4 protein-coding genes are annotated in these 18,281 nt (G+C 65.8%); all 4 read right to left on the bottom strand.

From position 1 onward, the window contains the following. Positions 1-141 precede the first annotated feature (141 nt). The gene (locus B0W55_RS23970; RefSeq protein ID WP_077048388.1) at positions 142-1,788 is read right to left on the bottom strand and encodes a cyclic peptide export ABC transporter; all 1,647 of its coding nucleotides are present in this window, start codon (positions 1,786-1,788) and stop codon (positions 142-144) included. Between the two features lies 1 nt (position 1,789). Further along, positions 1,790-5,578, bottom strand: coding sequence for a non-ribosomal peptide synthetase (locus tag B0W55_RS23965; protein WP_077048387.1), 3,789 nt, complete (start codon positions 5,576-5,578; stop codon positions 1,790-1,792). Then, positions 5,575-15,753 carry a non-ribosomal peptide synthetase gene (locus B0W55_RS23960; protein WP_077048386.1) on the bottom strand — a complete coding sequence of 3,393 codons (10,179 nt, stop codon included), beginning with the start codon at positions 15,751-15,753 and terminating at the stop codon, positions 5,575-5,577. The genes B0W55_RS23965 and B0W55_RS23960 overlap by 4 nt, the downstream gene beginning before the upstream one ends. 82 nt (positions 15,754-15,835) lie before the next feature. Next, a partial coding sequence (locus tag B0W55_RS23955) for a condensation domain-containing protein (protein WP_139340966.1) occupies positions 15,836-18,281 on the bottom strand: 2,446 nt, incomplete at its 5' end.

Below are 18,281 nucleotides of genomic sequence, written 5' to 3'. Positions count from 1 at the left end.
TGGCTGTCTGACTCCCCGCGTCGCCTGGACGACCATCGCGAGCAAGCTCGGCTCCTACAGGGGTGGGTGTTGTTCACAAAATATGTGCACGCCGCTCCCAACCTGGATTGAGTACATCCGCAAAATCAGGTCGCATGGCATCTAGGCTTTGGCCTGCGCAACCCTCCCAGCCTCGGCACGCACCGTTATGTCGCTGAGCATCCCGCTCTCAATCCGAATCAATCGATCCGCCAGGCCGAAGTATGCATCGTCATGGGAAATGACGATCACCAGTTTTCCGCGCTCGCGCAGGTCCGTGAGGATCCGGTCGTAGAAGAACTGCTTGAACACCGGGTCCTGATCGGCCGCCCATTCATCGAACAGGTAGCACGGGCGGTCTTCCAGGTAGGCGCTGAGCAGGGCCAGGCGTTTGCGTTGGCCGGTGGACAGGGCCAGGGTGGTCATTTTTCCGTCTTCGATCTGCACCTTGTGGTCCAGCTGCAGGTGCACCAGGTATTCCTGAGCCTGCTGCACCCGTTGCGGATCGTCGCCGTTGAGCAGGTTTTCGAACAGGCAGAAGTCGGTGAAGATCGCCGAGAAATGCTGGCGGTAATGGTGGTTGTCGTTGGCCGAGGACACTTGCTCGTCGAGCAGGATGTCACCGCTTTCCGGCCGGTAGAGGCCGGTCAGCAGCATGGCCAGGGTGGTTTTGCCGCTGCCGTTGCCACCGGTGATGAACACCACCTCGCCGGCATTGAGGGTCAGGTCGATAGGGCCCAGGGTGAAATGGCCGTCCTCCCGTTCGCGGTAGTAGGTGTGGGCGACCTGACGGCAGACCAGGTTGCGCACCTGAGTCGTCGGGAGGGTCTCGACGGTCTCGCTGGCGGTTTCCATCTCGCCTTCAAGCGCGCGGATCTTGTTCAGCGCGACGCTGGCCCGGCCGAGGGTGGGCAGGGCATGCATCAGCTCCGACAGCGGGGTGATCATGTACAGGATCGCCAGGATGTAGCCGGTGACCAGGCTGGCGCTCAGTTCGATGAAGTGCGGCGCGACGAACAGCACCACGCCGATCAGCATGTAGAACACCGCGTTGCCCCAGTTCAGCACCACCGCGTAGATGCTCATGCCACGCACGAAATCCTTGCGGTACTGCAGGCTCACGGGCAGCAGCAGGCGGCTGAAGAAATGCTGGCGACGCGGGTGGTTGAGCTGCAGTTCCTTGCTGCCATCGGTGAGCAACCGGTATTGATCGAACAACTGATCCTTGAGCTCCCGGGCGCGGGAGATCGAGGTCAGGGCCCGGCGTTGCGGCCAGTTGAAACTGAGGCTGCCGAGTACGATCAGCAGCAGCGTCAGGCCCAGCAGCGGCAGGCTCAGCCAGCCCAGGTAGCCCAGGCAGGCCGCGATGATGCCGGCGTTGACCAACAGGATCGGCACCAGCTCCACCGCCTGGCTGATGGTTTGGGTATCGTCGGTCAGCATCGCCAGCAAACGATGTTTACCCAAGCGTTGCAACTTCGCGTACGGGGTATCGATCAGCTTGGCGCTCAGGTGCAGGCGCATGTCGTGCACGGCACCTTGGCCCAGGCGCAGCAGGCTGACGTCGGCGATGACCCGGGACACGGCCACCAGCAGCACCAGCGCGGCAAAGTACAGGCCATCGGTGGGCCGCAACTGATCGAACACTTCCAGGCTCTGGTTGATCATGGCGATCAGGCCCGCCGCCGCCAGGCCGCAGATCAGGCCCGTCAGGGTCGCGACCAGCAGCGCGCGCCAGGAGCGCTTGGCCATGAGTATCAACAAATCCATTTCAAACCGCTCCGACAGGGGTGAAGGCCTTGAGCCGCGCGACCAATTGCTCATGCAAGGTGCGTTGCTCAAGGATAGTCAGGTGTTGCGCCGGGATCACGTCGCGGGTCAACGACCCACTGCTCAGCCGTTCCCAGTGCGGGTCGACGAAATGCCCATCGGCCAGGGTGTCGCTGGCCCACCAGACAGCCACGTCACAGCTTAACCGCGGCGGCTGGAACGTCGCCAACAGATGCTGGGTGTGCTGCTGGTAACGCAGCCGCGTTTGCAGGTGCTCCCAGTTGTCGCCGTCCAGTTGCAGACCCTGCTGACGCGCCCATTGCACCAGTTCCGGCAGTCGCTGCGCTGGCGCCAGGGACTCCAGTCGTGCGGTCAATTGCGCGAGCTGTACTGGCGGCAACTGCCGCATCAAGGTCTGGCTGTCCAGTGTCAGGGCCGGCAGCGCCGAAGCGAGCAATGCTTCGACGCTCTCTTCGGGCGCCTGATGCTGGTACTGCGAATCGACAATACCGAGGAAGACCACCTGCTCGCCTTGACGCTCCAGGTGCGCGGCGGCGGCAATCGCCAACAGCCCGCCGAGGGAAAAGCCCAACAAGTGATAAGGCCCCTGTGGTTGCTGCTCGCGCAGATGCTCGACGTAGAGCGCCGCAAGGCTGTCGATGTCCCCTCCCAGATTGGTGCTGTCATCGGCCAGATAAGCCGCCTGCAGCCCCCACAGGTTCCAGCCCGGCAGTGGCGAACGCAGCGAACGATAGTCCTGCACATGGCCGGTGGAAGGATGGAAACAGAACAGGTTGGGCCCCTGCGCAGTGTCCGCCGCCGACAGCCTCACCAGCGGCGACAGCTTGAGCTGCGCCTGCACCAGTGCCGCGAATGCCGAAACACTCGGCGCGGTGAACACCGCATTGACCGTCACCGGCGCCGACAGCGCCGTCTGCAAGCGACTGGCCAGGGTCACCGCCGCCAGCGAGTGGCCGCCCAACTCAAAGAAATCATCGTCGATGCCGACCCGCTCCAGGCCCAGCACCTGCGCCCAGACCTCGGCCAGCAGCGCTTCCAATGGCGTGCGCGGCAGGGCACCGCCAACGCTGTCGAGTACCTTGTCCGCCCATTGCTGCAAGGTCTTGCGATCAAGCTTGCCGTTGGCCATCAGCGGCAGGGCTTCAACGATACGCAGGGCAGGCAGCATGTAGTCCGGCAGACGATCCTGAGCCTGGCCATGCAGCTGCGCGACCGTGGCCGACTGCCCCGGCGCCAGGGTCAGGAAGGCGAACAATTGCTGGCCCAACTCGCCCTTGGACAGGCACTCCACCGCCGCCTGAGCGACGCCTGACAGGCTCGCCAGCTGTGTCTGGATTTCGTCCAGTTCCACCCGGAAACCACGGATTTTCACCTGGCGATCGGCGCGCCCGGTGATCTCCAGGCTGCCGTCATGCCGATAACGCGCCATGTCGCCGGTGCGGTACAGGCGCTCACCCGCCACATCGATGAACCGTTCGCTGCTCTGTTGCGCATCCAGGTACCCCCGCGCCACTTGCGGGCCGGCGATATAGAGCTCGGCGTTCACCCCCGGTGCGACCGGATGCCGTTGCTCATCGAGCAGATACAGGCGCATACCGTCCAGACGTTCGCTCAGAGGCAAACGCCGATAATCACAGGCCGGATCGAGCCGGTGCATCGCCACCCCGACCGTGGCTTCGGTCGGGCCGTAGTGGTTGAAGACCGCCAGGCTCGGCGCCAGCTCGCGCAGGCTCTGCAACAGACGCCGAGAGCAGGTTTCACCGCCGAGGATCAATTGTTTAAGTGGCAATACCGCAGCGCTCTGGGCATGAATCAGCCAGGCATCGAGCAGCGATGGCACGATTTTCAGGTGATCGATCGGGTACTGCGCCTGCCACGCCGCCCAGGCCTGGGCGTCCATGGCCGTGTCCTTGTCCAGCACATGCAGCTCGCCGCCGCTGGTCAGCGCCGGGAACAGCAAGGTGTAGCCCAGGTCGGCCGCCAGCGCCGTGACCACCGCGCTGCGCTCGCCGGGTTGGAGCTGCAGGCGGCGGCTCACGCTGGCGACGTAACTGGCCAGTTGAGCGTGCTCGACGATTACGCCCTTGGGCGCGCCGGTGCTGCCGGAAGTGAACAGCACATAGGCGGCATCCTGCGGCTGAATCTCCACAGTCAGCGCGGTCAGCGGACCTTGCTGCCAGAGCGCGGTATCCCGCAGATCGAGGCTGCCAGCGGCAGGCAGGGCTGGGGCGGCACCGGCCGAGCCACTGAGGACAAACACCGCTTGCGCCTGTTGCAGAATGCCCAGGGAACGCTGCGCCGGCTGGTGCACGTCCAGCGGCACGAACGCCGCGCCGCTCTTGAGCACCGCGAGCATGGCCAGCACCATCGACGCCGAACGGTCCAGGTACAGCGCCACACGATCCTCGCGACCCACACCCTGGGCCCGCAGGTAGTGCGCCAACTGATTGCTGCGGGCGTCCAGTTCGGCGTAGCTCATGTGTTGCGCAGCGTCACGCAGGGCCAGGTGATCGGGCAATTGCGCGGCACGCTGACTGAACGCTGCCGGCACACTGACAAAGGGCGGCGGCGCGAACGGACCGTGCAACGCATCCAGTGCCGTGGTGAAGCGTGACGATTGCAGCGACAACCCGGCCAAAGGCTTGCCCGGTTCGCTCAATGCATCGAGCAGCAGCGACTGCAATTGCTCCAGCAGCACCAGCGCCGCGTGCTCGCTGTAGCGATTGGGCAGGTGGCACAGATTCAGGCGATAGCCGCCCTCGAAGGCCTCGGCCACCAGCAACAATTCGATGCCCGGAGCGATGGCATGGACGTCCAGCACCTGGAAGGTCGAGGCGCTGCTGCCCAGGGTATTGAATCGATCGCCAGGTCCTGCGCTCCACTGGAAGCCATAACGAGACGTTTCGGCGGTGGCGCAATATTCCTGCCATTCCGTGGCCTGTTCGCAACCGGTCTGTACCTGCGCCAGAGCCTGGGCAAAGTGGCCGTGCGCCGCCGGCTCAAAGCACAGGGGCAAGGCCTTGGCGAACAAACCCCAGCACTCGGCGAGTTCCTCGTAATCATCCCGGCAATCGTGGACCCAGTTCAGGGTCAGTGCCGGACTGTCGCCGGTGCTCAGGCGTTGCAGCAGCACGCCCCAGGCGGTCATCAGCACCTGTTCCGGCGAGGCGTCGTGACGCTGGCAGAAACCGTCCAGCGCTGTGCTCAATGCTGCACTGGCAATCAACCGAGTGGTGATCGGCGCATCGCCGCAATCGCTGCGAACCTCGCGGTACAGCAGTTCACCGCCAGCCTGCTCATCCAGCGCTTGGCCCGCCCAGAAGCGCCGGCCATGCTCGGCATCTTCATCGGCCTGCAAGTCCTGCAGCCAGGCGCTGTACTGGATGTAGGTCATGGCGTCGTCATCGGCCACCGGTGCAGACGCAGAACCCAATGCCCGGGCCAGCCGCAACAAGGTGCCGCGATCGGCCGCCAGCGCCGGCAGGTGCAGGGTCACCCGGTTCGGCGAATTCACCTCGACGCGGATGGCCTCTGGCGCTGCGTCCTCGACCACCTGCAACGGCACTTGCAAACCCGGCTCAGGCCGCACTCGCAGGCGCAGCGCTTCATGACAGGCACTCAGTGCAGCCAGTCGCTCCTGCAAGCGGGTCAGCTCCAACTCCCCGGTCATCTCCAGTTCCAGGCGCGCCTCGGGCAACCCCGCCAGCCACTGGCTGCGTTGCTGCGGCGAGAGGGCGAACGCGGCTTCGCGCTTTTCGAAAGCGGTCATGCCTGCACCTCCGTGGCCTTGGCCAGTTGTTCGCGGTTCATCATCTGCCCCATGGCGACGCAGATCTTGCGCTCACCCTCGAACGGGTCCCGGGCATGGGCCACCAGCATGTTGTCGAGCATCACCATGTCACCTTTCTGCCAGGCGAACCGCACGGCGCAGTCTTCGTAGGCGGCACCGATCACTTCCATCACCGCATCTTCGATCACGCTGCCGTCGCCGTAGTACACGTTGCGCGGCAGGTTGCCGAGGCCGAACAGATTGATCAGGTTGGCCCGCACTTCCGGTTCCAGGCACGCGCTGTGGTGCAGTTGCACCTGGTTGAAGAACGACAGCTCCCCGGTGTCCGGATGGGCGACGATGGCCGGGCAGTGCTGGGCGATGCGCAGGTTATCGGCCCCCAGCCACTCCCATTGCATGCCGGTTTGCAGGCACTGGCGTTCGACGTCTTCCCGTTGTTCGGTCTTGAAGAAGTCCTGCCAGCGCACGTCCAGCTTGTCGGTGAAGTGGCGCACGTACAGCAGGCCCTGGGCCTTGAGTCGGGCAACGATGTCTTCCGGCAGGCGCGCCAGCACCTGACGGCAATCGACGATCGGCGTGCAGCCGCCGCGCGGGGCCGGGATCTCGCAGAAGAACCACTGCTTGCGCGGCCATTGCGGCAGGTGCGAGCTCTCGTTGTGGAACAGGATCATGTGTTGTTCAGGGTACGGCGTGGAGTGATAGATGTTCTTGCCCGAGGTGTTTTTCGGCAGGTCGCCGTAGGTGCCATACAGATCCGGCTCGATGGCTTGGGCGAACTGTTCGAACGCCGCGGCATCCGGCAGGTTGAAGCCACGGAACAACAGGCCGCCGTGGGTGCGCAACTGCTCGTTGATCCACGGCCGGGCTTGCAGTGCCCAGTGCACAGGGTCCAGATCGCCGAGCAGCGGTTCGATCACCAAGGGCAAGGCTTGCCCGTCGATCAGGGTGCGGATGCGCACCTGTTCATGGGGCAACTGGCTCACGGCGGTGGCGCGGGTTTGCTTGAGCTTGCTCATCTTCGACAGTTTGCGGGCACTGCGGGCGGCGGCGTCGTCGACCGCTGCCTCAGGTTCGGCCACTGCGCTGTCGCTGCCCGGCGCCAGGCGCCACGACCAATCATCCAGGGCCTTGGTCGGTTCACTCACGATTCGCTCCAGCAGGCTTTCGAAGCCTTGTTCAAGATGGTGGACGGTCGGCGCGTCGAGCACGCTGGTGCGGTACACCCAGCGCACGCTCAGGCCTTGCTCGTCGTCTTCCTCGACGAAGACCGCGAGGTCGAACTTGCTGTTCTCTTGGCCCGCTACCAGGTACTCCTCGACCTCCAGGCCGGGCAGGCTGGCGTTGGCGCCTGGGGTGTTCTGCATGACGAACAGCACCTGCACCAGCGGGTTGACCCCCGGCGTGCGCGGCGGCTGCAGGGCCTCGACCAGTTTGTCGAACGGCACCTGCTGGTGCTGGAACGCCGACAGGCAATCTTCCCGCAGGCGTTGCAGGCGGGCGTCGAACGGTTCGCCTTCGGTGAGGCGGGCGCGGATCGGCAGCACGTTGACGAAGAAGCCGATCAGATTTTCCACCGCCGGGTGTTCGCGGTTGGCCAGGTCGGTGCCGACGATGAAGTCGTGGGCGCCGCCGGCCCTTTGCAGCAGGCTGTTGAAGGCATTGAGCAGGACCATGAACAGGGTCGCCCGTTGCTCTTGCGCATAGGCCTTGAGCACCTGGGTTTGTGCCGCCGTGAAGCGCTGTTGCAAGGACGCGCCCCGGTAGTCCGGGCGAGCCGGGCGAGGGCGGTCCAGCGGCAACGGGATCACCGTCGGCGCGCCGTCGAGCTGGCGTCGCCAGTAGTCGATAGCCTGGGCCAGCAGGCGCTGTTGCGGCTCGCTGCGTTGCCAGTGGGCGTAGTCGGCGTACTGGATCGGCAGCGGCGCGAACACCGGCGTCGAACCATTGGAGAACGCCAGGTAACCGGTGATCAGCTCCTGCATCAGGATGCCCATGGACCAGGCGTCGGTGGCGATGTGGTGCAGCACCAGTTGCAGCACGTGATCGTCGGTGCCCAGGCGCAGCAGGCTGGCGCGCAGCATCGGCGCCTGTTGCAGATCGAAGGAGCGCGAGGCCTGTTCATCGATCAGGTGTTGCAGGGCTTGCGCCTGCTGTTCGCCGGCCAGGTGCTCCAGATCGGCAGGCGTCAGGTCGACCGTCGGCACCGCGCTGATCACCTGGCAAGGCTGTTCGCCCTTGAGTTCGAAAGCGGTGCGCAGCGACTCATGACGCTCCAGCACCGATTGCAACGCTGCTTGCAGCGCGGCGATGTCCAACGCGCCACGCAAGCGCACCACCGAGCCCATGTTGTAGGCCGCGCTCGGGCCTTCGAAGCGATCAAGGAACCACAGCCGTTGCTGGGCGTAGGACAGCGGCAACGTCTGGTCGCGCGGCACGCGGACGATCTCGCTGTCACGCTCGACCGCGATCTGGCCGTCCCGTTGCCGATCAACCACCTCGGCCAGTTGTTCCAGGGTGCCGCCTTCAAAGACGATGCGCAGCGGCAGGTTGACCTCCAGGCGACGGCGAATCCGCGACAGCATCTGGGTGGCCAGCAGCGAGTGGCCGCCGATGGCGAAGAAGTCGTCATGCACGCCGACAGTGTCCAGGCCGAGCAGGCCTTGCCAGATCTGCGCCAACACTGCTTCGGTGGCCGTACGCGGCGCCACGCGCTGCTGTTGATCCTGCTCGGCCTGCGGCAGGTCGAGGGCGGCGAGGGCACGGCGGTCGACCTTGCCGTTGGCGTTGAGCGGCAAGTGCGCCAGCTCCAGCCAGCGCGCGGGCACCATGTAGGCCGCCAGTTGGCTGCCCAGGTAGGCGCTCAGCAGCTGTTGCGCAGATTCGCCACCCAAGTTGGCGGCGCTGTCGAGCACGTACCAGGCCACCAATTGCAGGGCGCCGCGGGCATCCGGCAAGGCCAGGACTGCCGCGCTGCTCACCGCCGGGTGCTGCATCAGGCGGTTTTCGATTTCCCCCAGCTCGATCCGGAAGCCGCGAATTTTTACCTGCTGGTCGCGACGGCCGAGGTATTCGAACACGCCATCGGCGCGCATCCGCCCGATGTCGCCGGTGCGATACAGGCGTGCGCCCGGTTCGAACGGGTGCGGCACGAACGCTTCGCGGGTACGTTGCGGGTCGCGCAGATAACCGCGACCGACGCCCACGCCACCAATGCACAACTCACCAGGCACGCCGATGGGCACCAGGCGCAGGTCGGCATCGAGCACGAACATCCGGTTGTTGGCGGTCGGGGTGCCGATCGGCATGTGCAGGCAGTCGGCGTCCGGCGCCTGAGTGATGGCATGGAAGGCGACGTCGTCGGAGCACTCCGCCGGGCCGTAGGCGTTCATCATCGGGATCGCCGGGAAGCGCGCGCACCAGTCCCGCGCCAATGCCGGTGGCAGCGCTTCGCCGGTGGGCAGCAGCCAGCGCAGGCTGCTCAGGCTGTGTTGCGCCTGGCTTTCCTGAAGCATGCCGCGAATCAGCGCCGGCACGGTTTCCAGCAGGGTCAGGTGGTTGTCCTGGACGGCCTCGAGCAGGGCCAGCGGATCGTGGGCCTGGGCGTCCGGCAGGATGTGCACGGTGGCACCGAACAGCGGCGCGGCGAGGAACTGCCATACGCTGATGTCGAACGCTGGCGATGCGGTCTGGGCGATGCGGTCGTGCTCGCCCAGGCCCAGGGCCGGGACCTTGCCGAACATGTTGTTGAGCATGCCGCGCTGTTCGACCATCACGCCTTTTGGCGTGCCGGTGGAGCCCGAGGTGAAGATCACGTAGGCCAACTGGTCAGGGTCGTGGGTGTAGCTGACCGCTGGTTTTTCGGCGCCTTGCCACAGGGTCTGGGCGATCAGGCAGCTCGGCTGCTGTTGCAGGTGCGGCAGCACCTGATCCAGGGCGGCCGTTGCGTTTTCACACACCAGTAGTAACGGTGCCTGACCCAGGTCCAGCAGTTCAGCCAGGCGCGCAGGCGGCTGCTGGATATCCAGGGCCTGGAACGCGGCGCCGGCCTTGAGCGTGGCGATCATCATGGTCAGCAGCGCCAGGTCGCGTTCGGCGAACAGCGCCACCAGGGTTTCCGGACCGACCCCGGCTGCTTGCAGCGCGTGGGCGATGCCGTTGGCGCGGCGGTCCAGCTCGGCGTAGGTCAGGGATTGGCCCTGGCACACCGCAGCGATGTGCTGCGCCCGGCGTTGGGCCTGTTCGGCGAACAGCGCCGCGTAGCCGCGTTCCAGCGGGAAATCGACGTCTGTGCGGTTGCATTCGATCTGCAATTGCTGGCGTTCCGCTTCGGGCAACATGTGCAGGCTGCCCAATGTGGCCTCGGGTTCATCGAGCATGCTCGACAACAACTGCACCAGATGCCCGAGCATGCGCTGCACAGTGTCGGCGGCAAACCGCTGATTGTCGTAGGACAGGCGAATGCCCAGGCGATCGCCGGGGTAGAGCACCACGGTCATCGGGAAGTTGGTGTGCACCCGGTCTTCATAGATATCGATGCTGAAGTCGTCCAGTTGCACGCTGCTGATGTCCAGCGGCGCGTTCTCGAACACCACCAGGCTGTCGAACAACTGCTGGCCACGGGGCACGCCGCTGCAACGCTGAATGTCCACCAGCGAGGCGCTTTCGTGCTCGCGCAGTTTTGCGTTGTGCGACAGCAGCGCCTGTAGCCACTCGGACACCTGCGCTTGCGGGTCGACGTCGATTCGCAGCGGCAGGCTATTGATGAAGATCCCGACCATTTCCTCGACCCCGGCCAGCTCGGTAGGGCGACCGGCCACGGTGACGCCGAACAGCACGTCGCGATGGCCGCTGTAGCGCGACAGCAACAGTGCCCAGGCGCCCTGGATCCAGGTGTTGGGGGTCAGTTGGTAGTGCTGGCACAGCTGCTGCAAACGCTGGGTCTGGCTGATGTTCAGGGTCCGGTCCATGTCGCCGACAGCTTCCGGCGCCTGCTCGGGACGGGCCACCGGGCTGTCGACGTGCAACGGCGTCGGTTCGCTGAAACCCGCCAGGTCGGCTTGCCAGAAGGCGTGGGCGGCGGCCATGTCGTGGCGCTCCAGCCAGCTCATGTAGCCACGGAACGAACGGAAACGCGGACGGGCCACGGGCTCCTGACGCACGATCGCCTGGTAGATCGCCAGCAGGTCTTCCATCAGCAGGCCGAAGCACCAGGCATCGGTCAGGATGTGGTGGAAGCTGCGCACCACGGCGAAACGGCGGTCATCGAGCTGGAAAATCCGCAGGTGGGTCAGCGGCGCGCGGGCCATGTCGAAACCTTGCTGGCGCTGCGCTTCCAGCGCCTGGTCCATGGCCAGGGTCTGCTGCTGCGGGTCGAGGTGGCGCAGGTCTTGCCATTCGAAGGCCGGGTCGGTCTGGCGGTACACGCATTGCAGCGGCTCGTGATCGTCCTGCCACCAGAACGCGGTGCGCATCATCGGGTGGCGGTCGAGGAACACTTGCCACGCCGCTTCCATCGCCGTGCGTTGCAGGGCGCCGTCCCAGCTGTAGCGCTGTTGCATCAGGTAGATGCCGCTGTGGGGTTGCAGCAGGGTGTGCAGCAGCATGCCCTGTTGCATCGACGACAGCGGATACAAGTCCTCGATGTTCGGCCAGTCCAGCGGCTCGGACGCCAGCGTTGCCGCTTGCCTGTGGCACAGGGCGAAGGCCTGGCTGGCGGGGCGCAGATCAGGTTGCGCGAGCAGGCCGGCCAGCTCGGTCAGTCGTTGCTGCAGTTGCGAGGCCCAGCTGGCGGCCAGCGCGCCTTCGCAGCGCAGGTGCAACTGGCCGTCCTGCCAGAACGCGTCCAGGGTCAGCGGGCAGTTGGCGGCCGACGGCTGATGGGCGGCCTCGACCTTCGCCAGGATGCCCCGTTGTTCGCGGTGGCCGTCGCGGTCGCCCAGCCAGCGGATGGCGACGGGTGCGGCAGGCAGCTCGCGCAGCGGTTCTTGCAGGTAGGTGTTGTCCGACAGGTAGCGCAGGGCGCCGTAGTCGGCACCGAGTTGCGGGTAGGCGCGCAGTTGCGCCGCGGTGGCCTGCAAACGTTGCAGCAGGCTGTCGCCTTCGGGCTGAAGGAAGAAGGGGGCCGCCAGCTCCAGGGCGCCGATCAGACGGGTCGGGTCGAGGTCGGCCAGGGCAATCGGCGCGTCGACCGGCAGACGATCCGCCGGCGGGCGGGCACCTTGCAGGTTCAGCACGATCAGGCCTTTGCCATGCTCGCGGCATTGCTCGATGACGGCGCTGGCCAGCAGGCTGTTCCAATCCAGTTGCAGAACGTCACCCAAACGCTTGAGCTCGCGGGAGGTGTCGGCTGGCAGCGTCTGTTCGACCACGCTGCTCTGCTGCTGGCTGTCAGGCAGTTGCAGGGTGTCCATGCCGGCGAATTGCAGCCAGTGCTCCCAAGCCTCGTCCAGCCCATCGCCCTGGGCGTGGTGTTGCTGGTGGCGGGTCCAGTGGGTGAAGTCACCGCCGTTGTAGGACAGGCGCACCGGCCGCTGATACAGCAACTGCGCCAGGGCCAGGTTGAGGTCCGTGAGCAGCAGCGACCAGGACGCTTCGTCCACGCACAATGGGTGCGCGGCGAGCAACACATAAGGCTGGTCGCCATGGTTCAGCAGACTGGCGTGCAGGGTTTGCCCCGCGCTCAGCTCCAAGGCGTCGACACCGGCCTGGGCCAATGTTTGCAGACCTTCCGGGTTCAAGGCTTCGACAGTTCGAACGCTGACGATCGGGGCCTTCGGCGCGACCATCACCCGCTGCTGCCACTGACCATCGGGCAGTGCCTGCAACCCCAGGCGCAAGGCCTGATGGTGCTGTTGCAAGGCTGTGATCGCCCGGCTCAGCAAGTCGCTGTCGATGCTCTGGCTGAGCGCCACGCAGCGCCATGTAGCTGCCAGCGAATCCTGCTCCAGACGCGCCAGTTGGCCGGCGCCCAGGGGCAATTCGTAACCCTCGGCGAGGTTTTCCGCCACGGCGTTGCTGGCGTCAGCCCCCAGCACCCGGGCGATGTCGGCGATGGTGCGGTTTTCGAACAACTGGCGCGGGGTGAGCTTGAGGCCCTGCTGGTTGGCGCGGGCGATGATCTGCAGGTTGAGGATCGAGTCCCCGCCGAGGGCGAAGAAGTTGTCCTGCACGCCGACCCGTTCCAGCTTCAGCACGTCCTGCCAGATCTGCGCCAGCAGCGCCTCTACATCGTTACGTGGAGCGATGTGGCTGGCGCTGTCATCGACCGGTTTTTGCGGCAGCGGCAGGCGCGACGCGTCGACCTTGCCGTTACGGTTGAGCGGCAGTTCGTCGAGGCTGATGAAGTGCGCGGGCACCATGTAGTCCGGTACGCGCATGGCCAGGTCGTCACGCAGCTTGGCCGGCGACAGCGACTGGCTGGAGACCAGCCACGCCACCAGGCGCAGGCCGCCATCGAGTTCCACGGCACGCACCAGGGCCTGTTCGATCATCGGCGACAGGCGCTTGATCTGCGCCTCGACTTCCCCCAGTTCCAGGCGATTGCCGCGAATTTTCACCTGGCTGTCGACCCGGCCGAGGAACGCCACCTGGCCATCCACCAGCCAGCGCACCCGGTCGCCAGTGCGGTACCAGCGTTGCTGTTGGGCATCGACATGGAAGCGCTCGTCGGTCAGGTCCTGCCGGTGCAGGTAGCCACGGGCCAGGGCGCCGCTGATCAACAGCTCGCCCGATACCCCGGTGGCGACCTGCTGACCATTGGCGTCGACCACTCGCAACTGACGGTTGGGCAGGGGACGGCCCAGGGCAATGCTGCGCAGGCCGAGGGGCAGTTGCGTGGCAATCGCGCCGACGGTGGCCTCGCTCGGGCCGTAGTGGTTGAACACCTTCAGGTCCGGGGCCAGGCCGTTGACCTTGTCCAGCAGCGCCGGGGTGAGGGCATCGCCACCGAACACCAGCAGGGCGTTGGGCAACAGGCGTGCGTCCGGCAGGGCCTGCAACAGGCCGCCGAGGTGGCTTGGGGTGATTTTCAGTACATCGATCGGGTACTGGCTGAACAGCTCGGCCAGGGCCAGCGGGCTGAAGCCGCTGTCGTCGTCCACCAGCAACAGGCTGCCGCCGGTGCACAGGGCGCCGAACAATTGGGTGTGGCCCAGGTCGGCGGCAACGCTGGACAGCATGCCGTAACGGGCATTGACCGGCGGCTTGAGCACCGCTTGCACTGCCGTGACGTAGTCGACGATGGCCTGGTGCTCGACCACCACGCCTTTGGGCGTGCCGGTGGAGCCCGAGGTGTAGATCACGTAGGCGGCATCGCTCGGGCTGTGCTCCACGGCGGGCGCGGTGTCCGGCTGGGCGGCGATGACAGACGCCGATTCGTTCAGCCACAGCACCGGGGTGTGTTCGACCAGACGGTTCAACAACGGTGACGGCGCAGCGCCGATCAGCAATGCAGCACGGCTGTCGACCAGCACGTCGGCCAGGCGTCCGGCCGGTTGTTTCAGGTCCAGCGGCAGATAAGCCGCGCCGGCCTTGAGCGTGGCCAGCAGGGCGATCACGAAGTCGCTGCTGCGTTCCAGGGCCAGGGCCACCAGGCTGTCGTGGCCGATGCCTTGGGCACGCAGGTGCTGGCTCAGGCGGTTGGCCTGTTGGTCGAGTTCGCGGTAGCTCAGGGCGCCCTTGTGATCGCGCACGGCCCATTGCTCAGGCTGTGCGGCAACCATGCGTTCGAAGCGTTGGTGCAGGCATTCGTTGGGCACCGCCAATGCTGCGCCACTGCCGATGGCCTGCAACTGCTGGCGTTCTTCGGCGCTCAGCCAGTCCAGTTCGCCGACCCGGGCCTGTGGCTGCGCGGTCATGGCCAGCAGGATGGCGCGCAATTGCGCCGACAACACCGCGATCTCGGCATCGCTGAAGCGGCAGCGATCGTAGCTGAACAGATAATTGAGTTGCTCCCCCGGCACCACGATCAGCGACAGCGGGAAGTGGTTGCGACCCTGGGTGTGGGTGATGCCGTCAGCCTGCTGCTCGCTGGCCGGGGCGATGAAGCTCAGGCCATCGGCGTCCTGATTCAGGGCGTCGGTCACCGGGAAGTTTTCGAACACCAGGATCGAGTCGAACAGCGCCCGTTCGGCGGCGATCTTGCTCATCGCCTTGAGCTTGCCCAAGGGCAGGTAGGCGTGGTGGCGCAGGTCGCTGTTTGCCTGCTGCAACTGTTGCAGCCAGTCCACCAGCACCGGGCTGTCGGCCCATTGCACCCGCAGCGGCAGGGTATTGATGAACAGGCCGACGGTGCCTTCCACCGCCGTGAGGTGCTCCGGGCGGCCGGCGACGGTCACGCCATAGACCACGTCATCACGCCCGGCATGCTGGCCCAGCAGCAGGGCCCAGGCACCCTGGATCAGGGTGTTGACGGTCAGGTCGTGGCGCCGGGCGAAGCTCGACAGTTGTTCGGTTTCGCTGGCCTGCAGCAGGCTTTCCCGTTCGGCGAACGGCGCCCCCGCAGGCTTGGCGGTGCGCACGGCGAAGTCCGGCAGCGGCGTGGGCTCGTTGAGGTCCTGCAACTGGTTGCGCCAGAAGCTTTCGGTGGCGGCCATGTCCTGTTCCGACAGCCAGGCGATGTAGTCGCGATAGGGGCGGGTCGACGGCAGGTTGGCGGGACGTCCCAGGGCCTGTTCGTAGTACAACGCCAGCCATTCCTGAATCGCGATGCCCACGCTCCAGCCGTCCATCAGGATGTGATGGAAGGTCCAGGTCAGGTGCCAGCGCTGGGGCGCCAGGCGCACCAGGCATACGCGCATCAGCGGCGATTCATTGAGTTCCAGGGCTTGCGCTCGCTGTTCCAGGGCCAGTTGCTGCAAGGCCTCCCGGGGCTCAGTAAGGTCCTGCCAGTCCAGCAGGTTTACCGGCGCGTCGACGTCCTGCTGCACCACCTGATAGGCATCGTCGAGGTCTTCCCAGAGGAACGCGCTGCGCATCACCGCGTGGCGCTGCATCAACGCCTGCCAGGCGCCGCGAAACGCCGTCAGGTTCAGCGGGCCCTGGATTTCCAGGCTCAGTTGCTGGTAGTACACCCGCGAATCGGGCTCAACGACACTGTGGAACAACAGCCCATGCTGGGTGGGCGATAGGGAGTAGATGTCTTCGATGTTGTTCATTGTTTCAGTGATCCATTCAAAGTCTTGAAAAACACGGCGAGCCTTGATCGCGGCGCCTGCCCGGCAGGCGCCGCACGGTTCGCTAGCTTTGCGAATTCGGTTTTGTCTTGAGTTTGCTCAGCAGCATGTCCAGGGACTTCTGGTTCATGCCCTTGGCCAGCGGGAAATCCGACGGCATCAGCGCGCCCGATTGCGGGTCCAGGCAATGGGCGACCAGCGCTTGCAGGTGCTCCAGCAGGCGCGCCGGCAAGCGGCTGTCGGCGGCCGGCGTGACGCTGTGCCACTCCACGTGCAGCACGCCGTCCTGCAGCCAGGCCACCACTTCACGGCCATGGCTGACGCGGTTGGCCAGGGCCACTTCCGACGGCGGCACCAGGCTGCTGGCGCGTAACCAGCCGCCGGCGGTTTGTTCGTGCCCCAGGTAGTTGAACAGCACGTCGCCGCGACTTGGCGGCAACACCCCGCGCTGACGCAGCAGGCCATGGCCCAGGCCGTTGCCCGGCACCGCGCGCAAGGCTTCCTTGGCATCGCGTACCCGCTCAGCGGGGGCACCGCTGGATTTCACCCGCAGCGGGAACAGGGTGGTGAACCAACCGACAGTGCGGCTGACATCCAGCCCATCGAACGGCGCATCACGGCCGTGGCGCTCCAGGTCCACCACGATCTCGGTGCGGCGTTCGGCTTCGGCCAGGGTGGCGGCGAGGGCGGCGATCAGCAGCTCTTCCGGTTGCGTGCGGTAGGCCGCGTGGGACTCGGTCAGCCATTGGTGGGTACGGGGCGCATCCCATTGGGCCGACAGGGTTTGACGCTCGCCGACCGTGGCCACGGCCGATGTATTGACTCCAGTCTGGGCAGTCCAATAGCGCTGCTCGGCGCCAACTTTGTCGCCGTGGGCGCGCATGTGCTCGGCCCACTGCCGGTAGGCGGTGGTTTTCGCCGGCAGCGTCGGGTTTTCGTCACGCTCCAGGCCTTGGTACAGCTGCTGGAAATCTTCCAGCAACGGCGTCCACGACACGGCGTCGACCACCAGGTGATGGGCGACCAGGTACAGCCGTTGCGGTTGGCCTTGCAACAGGGCTGCAGCGAACAGCGGGCCCTGTTGCAGGTCCAGGCTTTGCGCCACTTGCTGCAATTGCGCGGGCTGTTCCAGGCAGATGAAGGAGGCAGGCGAAACCGCTGCGATGTGCGCCTGCCATTGGCCTTCAACTTCCGTGAAACGCAGGCGCAGGGCGTCGTGATGAGCCACCAGACGATCCAGGGCCGCCTGCACCAGCGCCGGCTCCAGGTGACGATCGCTGTCGGCCAGCACCGACTGGTTCCAGTAGGCCGCCTGCGGTTGCTGTTGATCGAAGAACCATTGGTGCAGCGGCATCAACGGCATGGCGCCCGTGACCTCGCCCTGTTCGGCCAGGGTCAGCAACGGGCTGGCCACCTGCGCCAGGGCCGCCGGGGTCGGCGAGCGGAACAGGTCTTTCGGCGTGAGGGCGTAACCCTGCTCCCGCAGCCGCGAAATCAGCTTGAGGCCGAGGATCGAATCACCGCCCAGGGCAAAGAAACTGTCGGCGGTACCGACCTCGCGGCCGCCGCTCATCATCTCGCCCAGCAACTCACCGAACAGCTGGCAGAGCAGGGCTTCCAATGCGTTGCGCGGTGCTACGCGGGCCTCTTGCGACTGCGGCAACGGCAGGGCGGCCAGGGCCTTGCGGTCGATCTTGCCGTTGCTGGTCAGGGGCAGGGCCGGTACTTCGAGCCACACCGCCGGCACCATGTAGGCCGGCAGTTCGGCGCTGAGTTTTGCGCCCAGCTCCCCCTGCGGTGCATTGCTGCTGTAGAACGCCACAAGACGGTTGTCCAGCACCAGGGTGCAGGCGCCGGTGATGGCGGGCTGGTTGAGCAAGGCCGCGTCGATTTCACCGAGCTCGATACGCTGACCACGCAGCTTCACCTGATGGTCGAGACGGCCGAGGTACTCGATGTTGCCATCGGCCAGGAAGCGGCAACGGTCGCCGGTGCGGTACAGGCGGTCACCGGCAATGAACGGGCTGGCGAGGAAGCGTTCCTCGGTCAATTCCGGACGCTTGAGGTAGCCCCGTGCCACGCCGACGCCGCCGATGTACAGCTCGCCGATGCTGCCGATCGGCAGCGGTTGCATGGCTTCGTCGAGGATGTACAGGCGCAGGTTGGCGATGGGTTTGCCGATTGGCACGATGACGTCGTCCACCGAGCAACGCCACACCGAGACGTCAATCGCCGCTTCGGTCGGGCCATAGAGGTTGATCAGCGCCGCCGGGTGTTGACCCATGAAGCGCCGTACCAGGTCTGCCGGCAGCGCTTCGCCACTGGCGAACACCTGGCGCAGGCTCTGGCACTTCACCAAGGTGGGCTCCTCGACAAACGCGCGCAACATCGACGGCACGAAGTGCAGAGTGGTGACCTGTTCCTGCTGGATCAACTGGCTCAGGTACGCCGGGTCGCGATGGCCGTCCGGACGGGCGACCACCAGGGTGGCACCGGTGATCAGCGGCCAG

The organism is Pseudomonas sp. KK4 (genome assembly GCF_001984065.1).
Taxonomy (GTDB): domain Bacteria; phylum Pseudomonadota; class Gammaproteobacteria; order Pseudomonadales; family Pseudomonadaceae; genus Aquipseudomonas.
The sequence above is the reverse complement of the archived record's forward strand: the minus strand, read 5'-3'. Positions and strand labels throughout refer to the sequence as shown.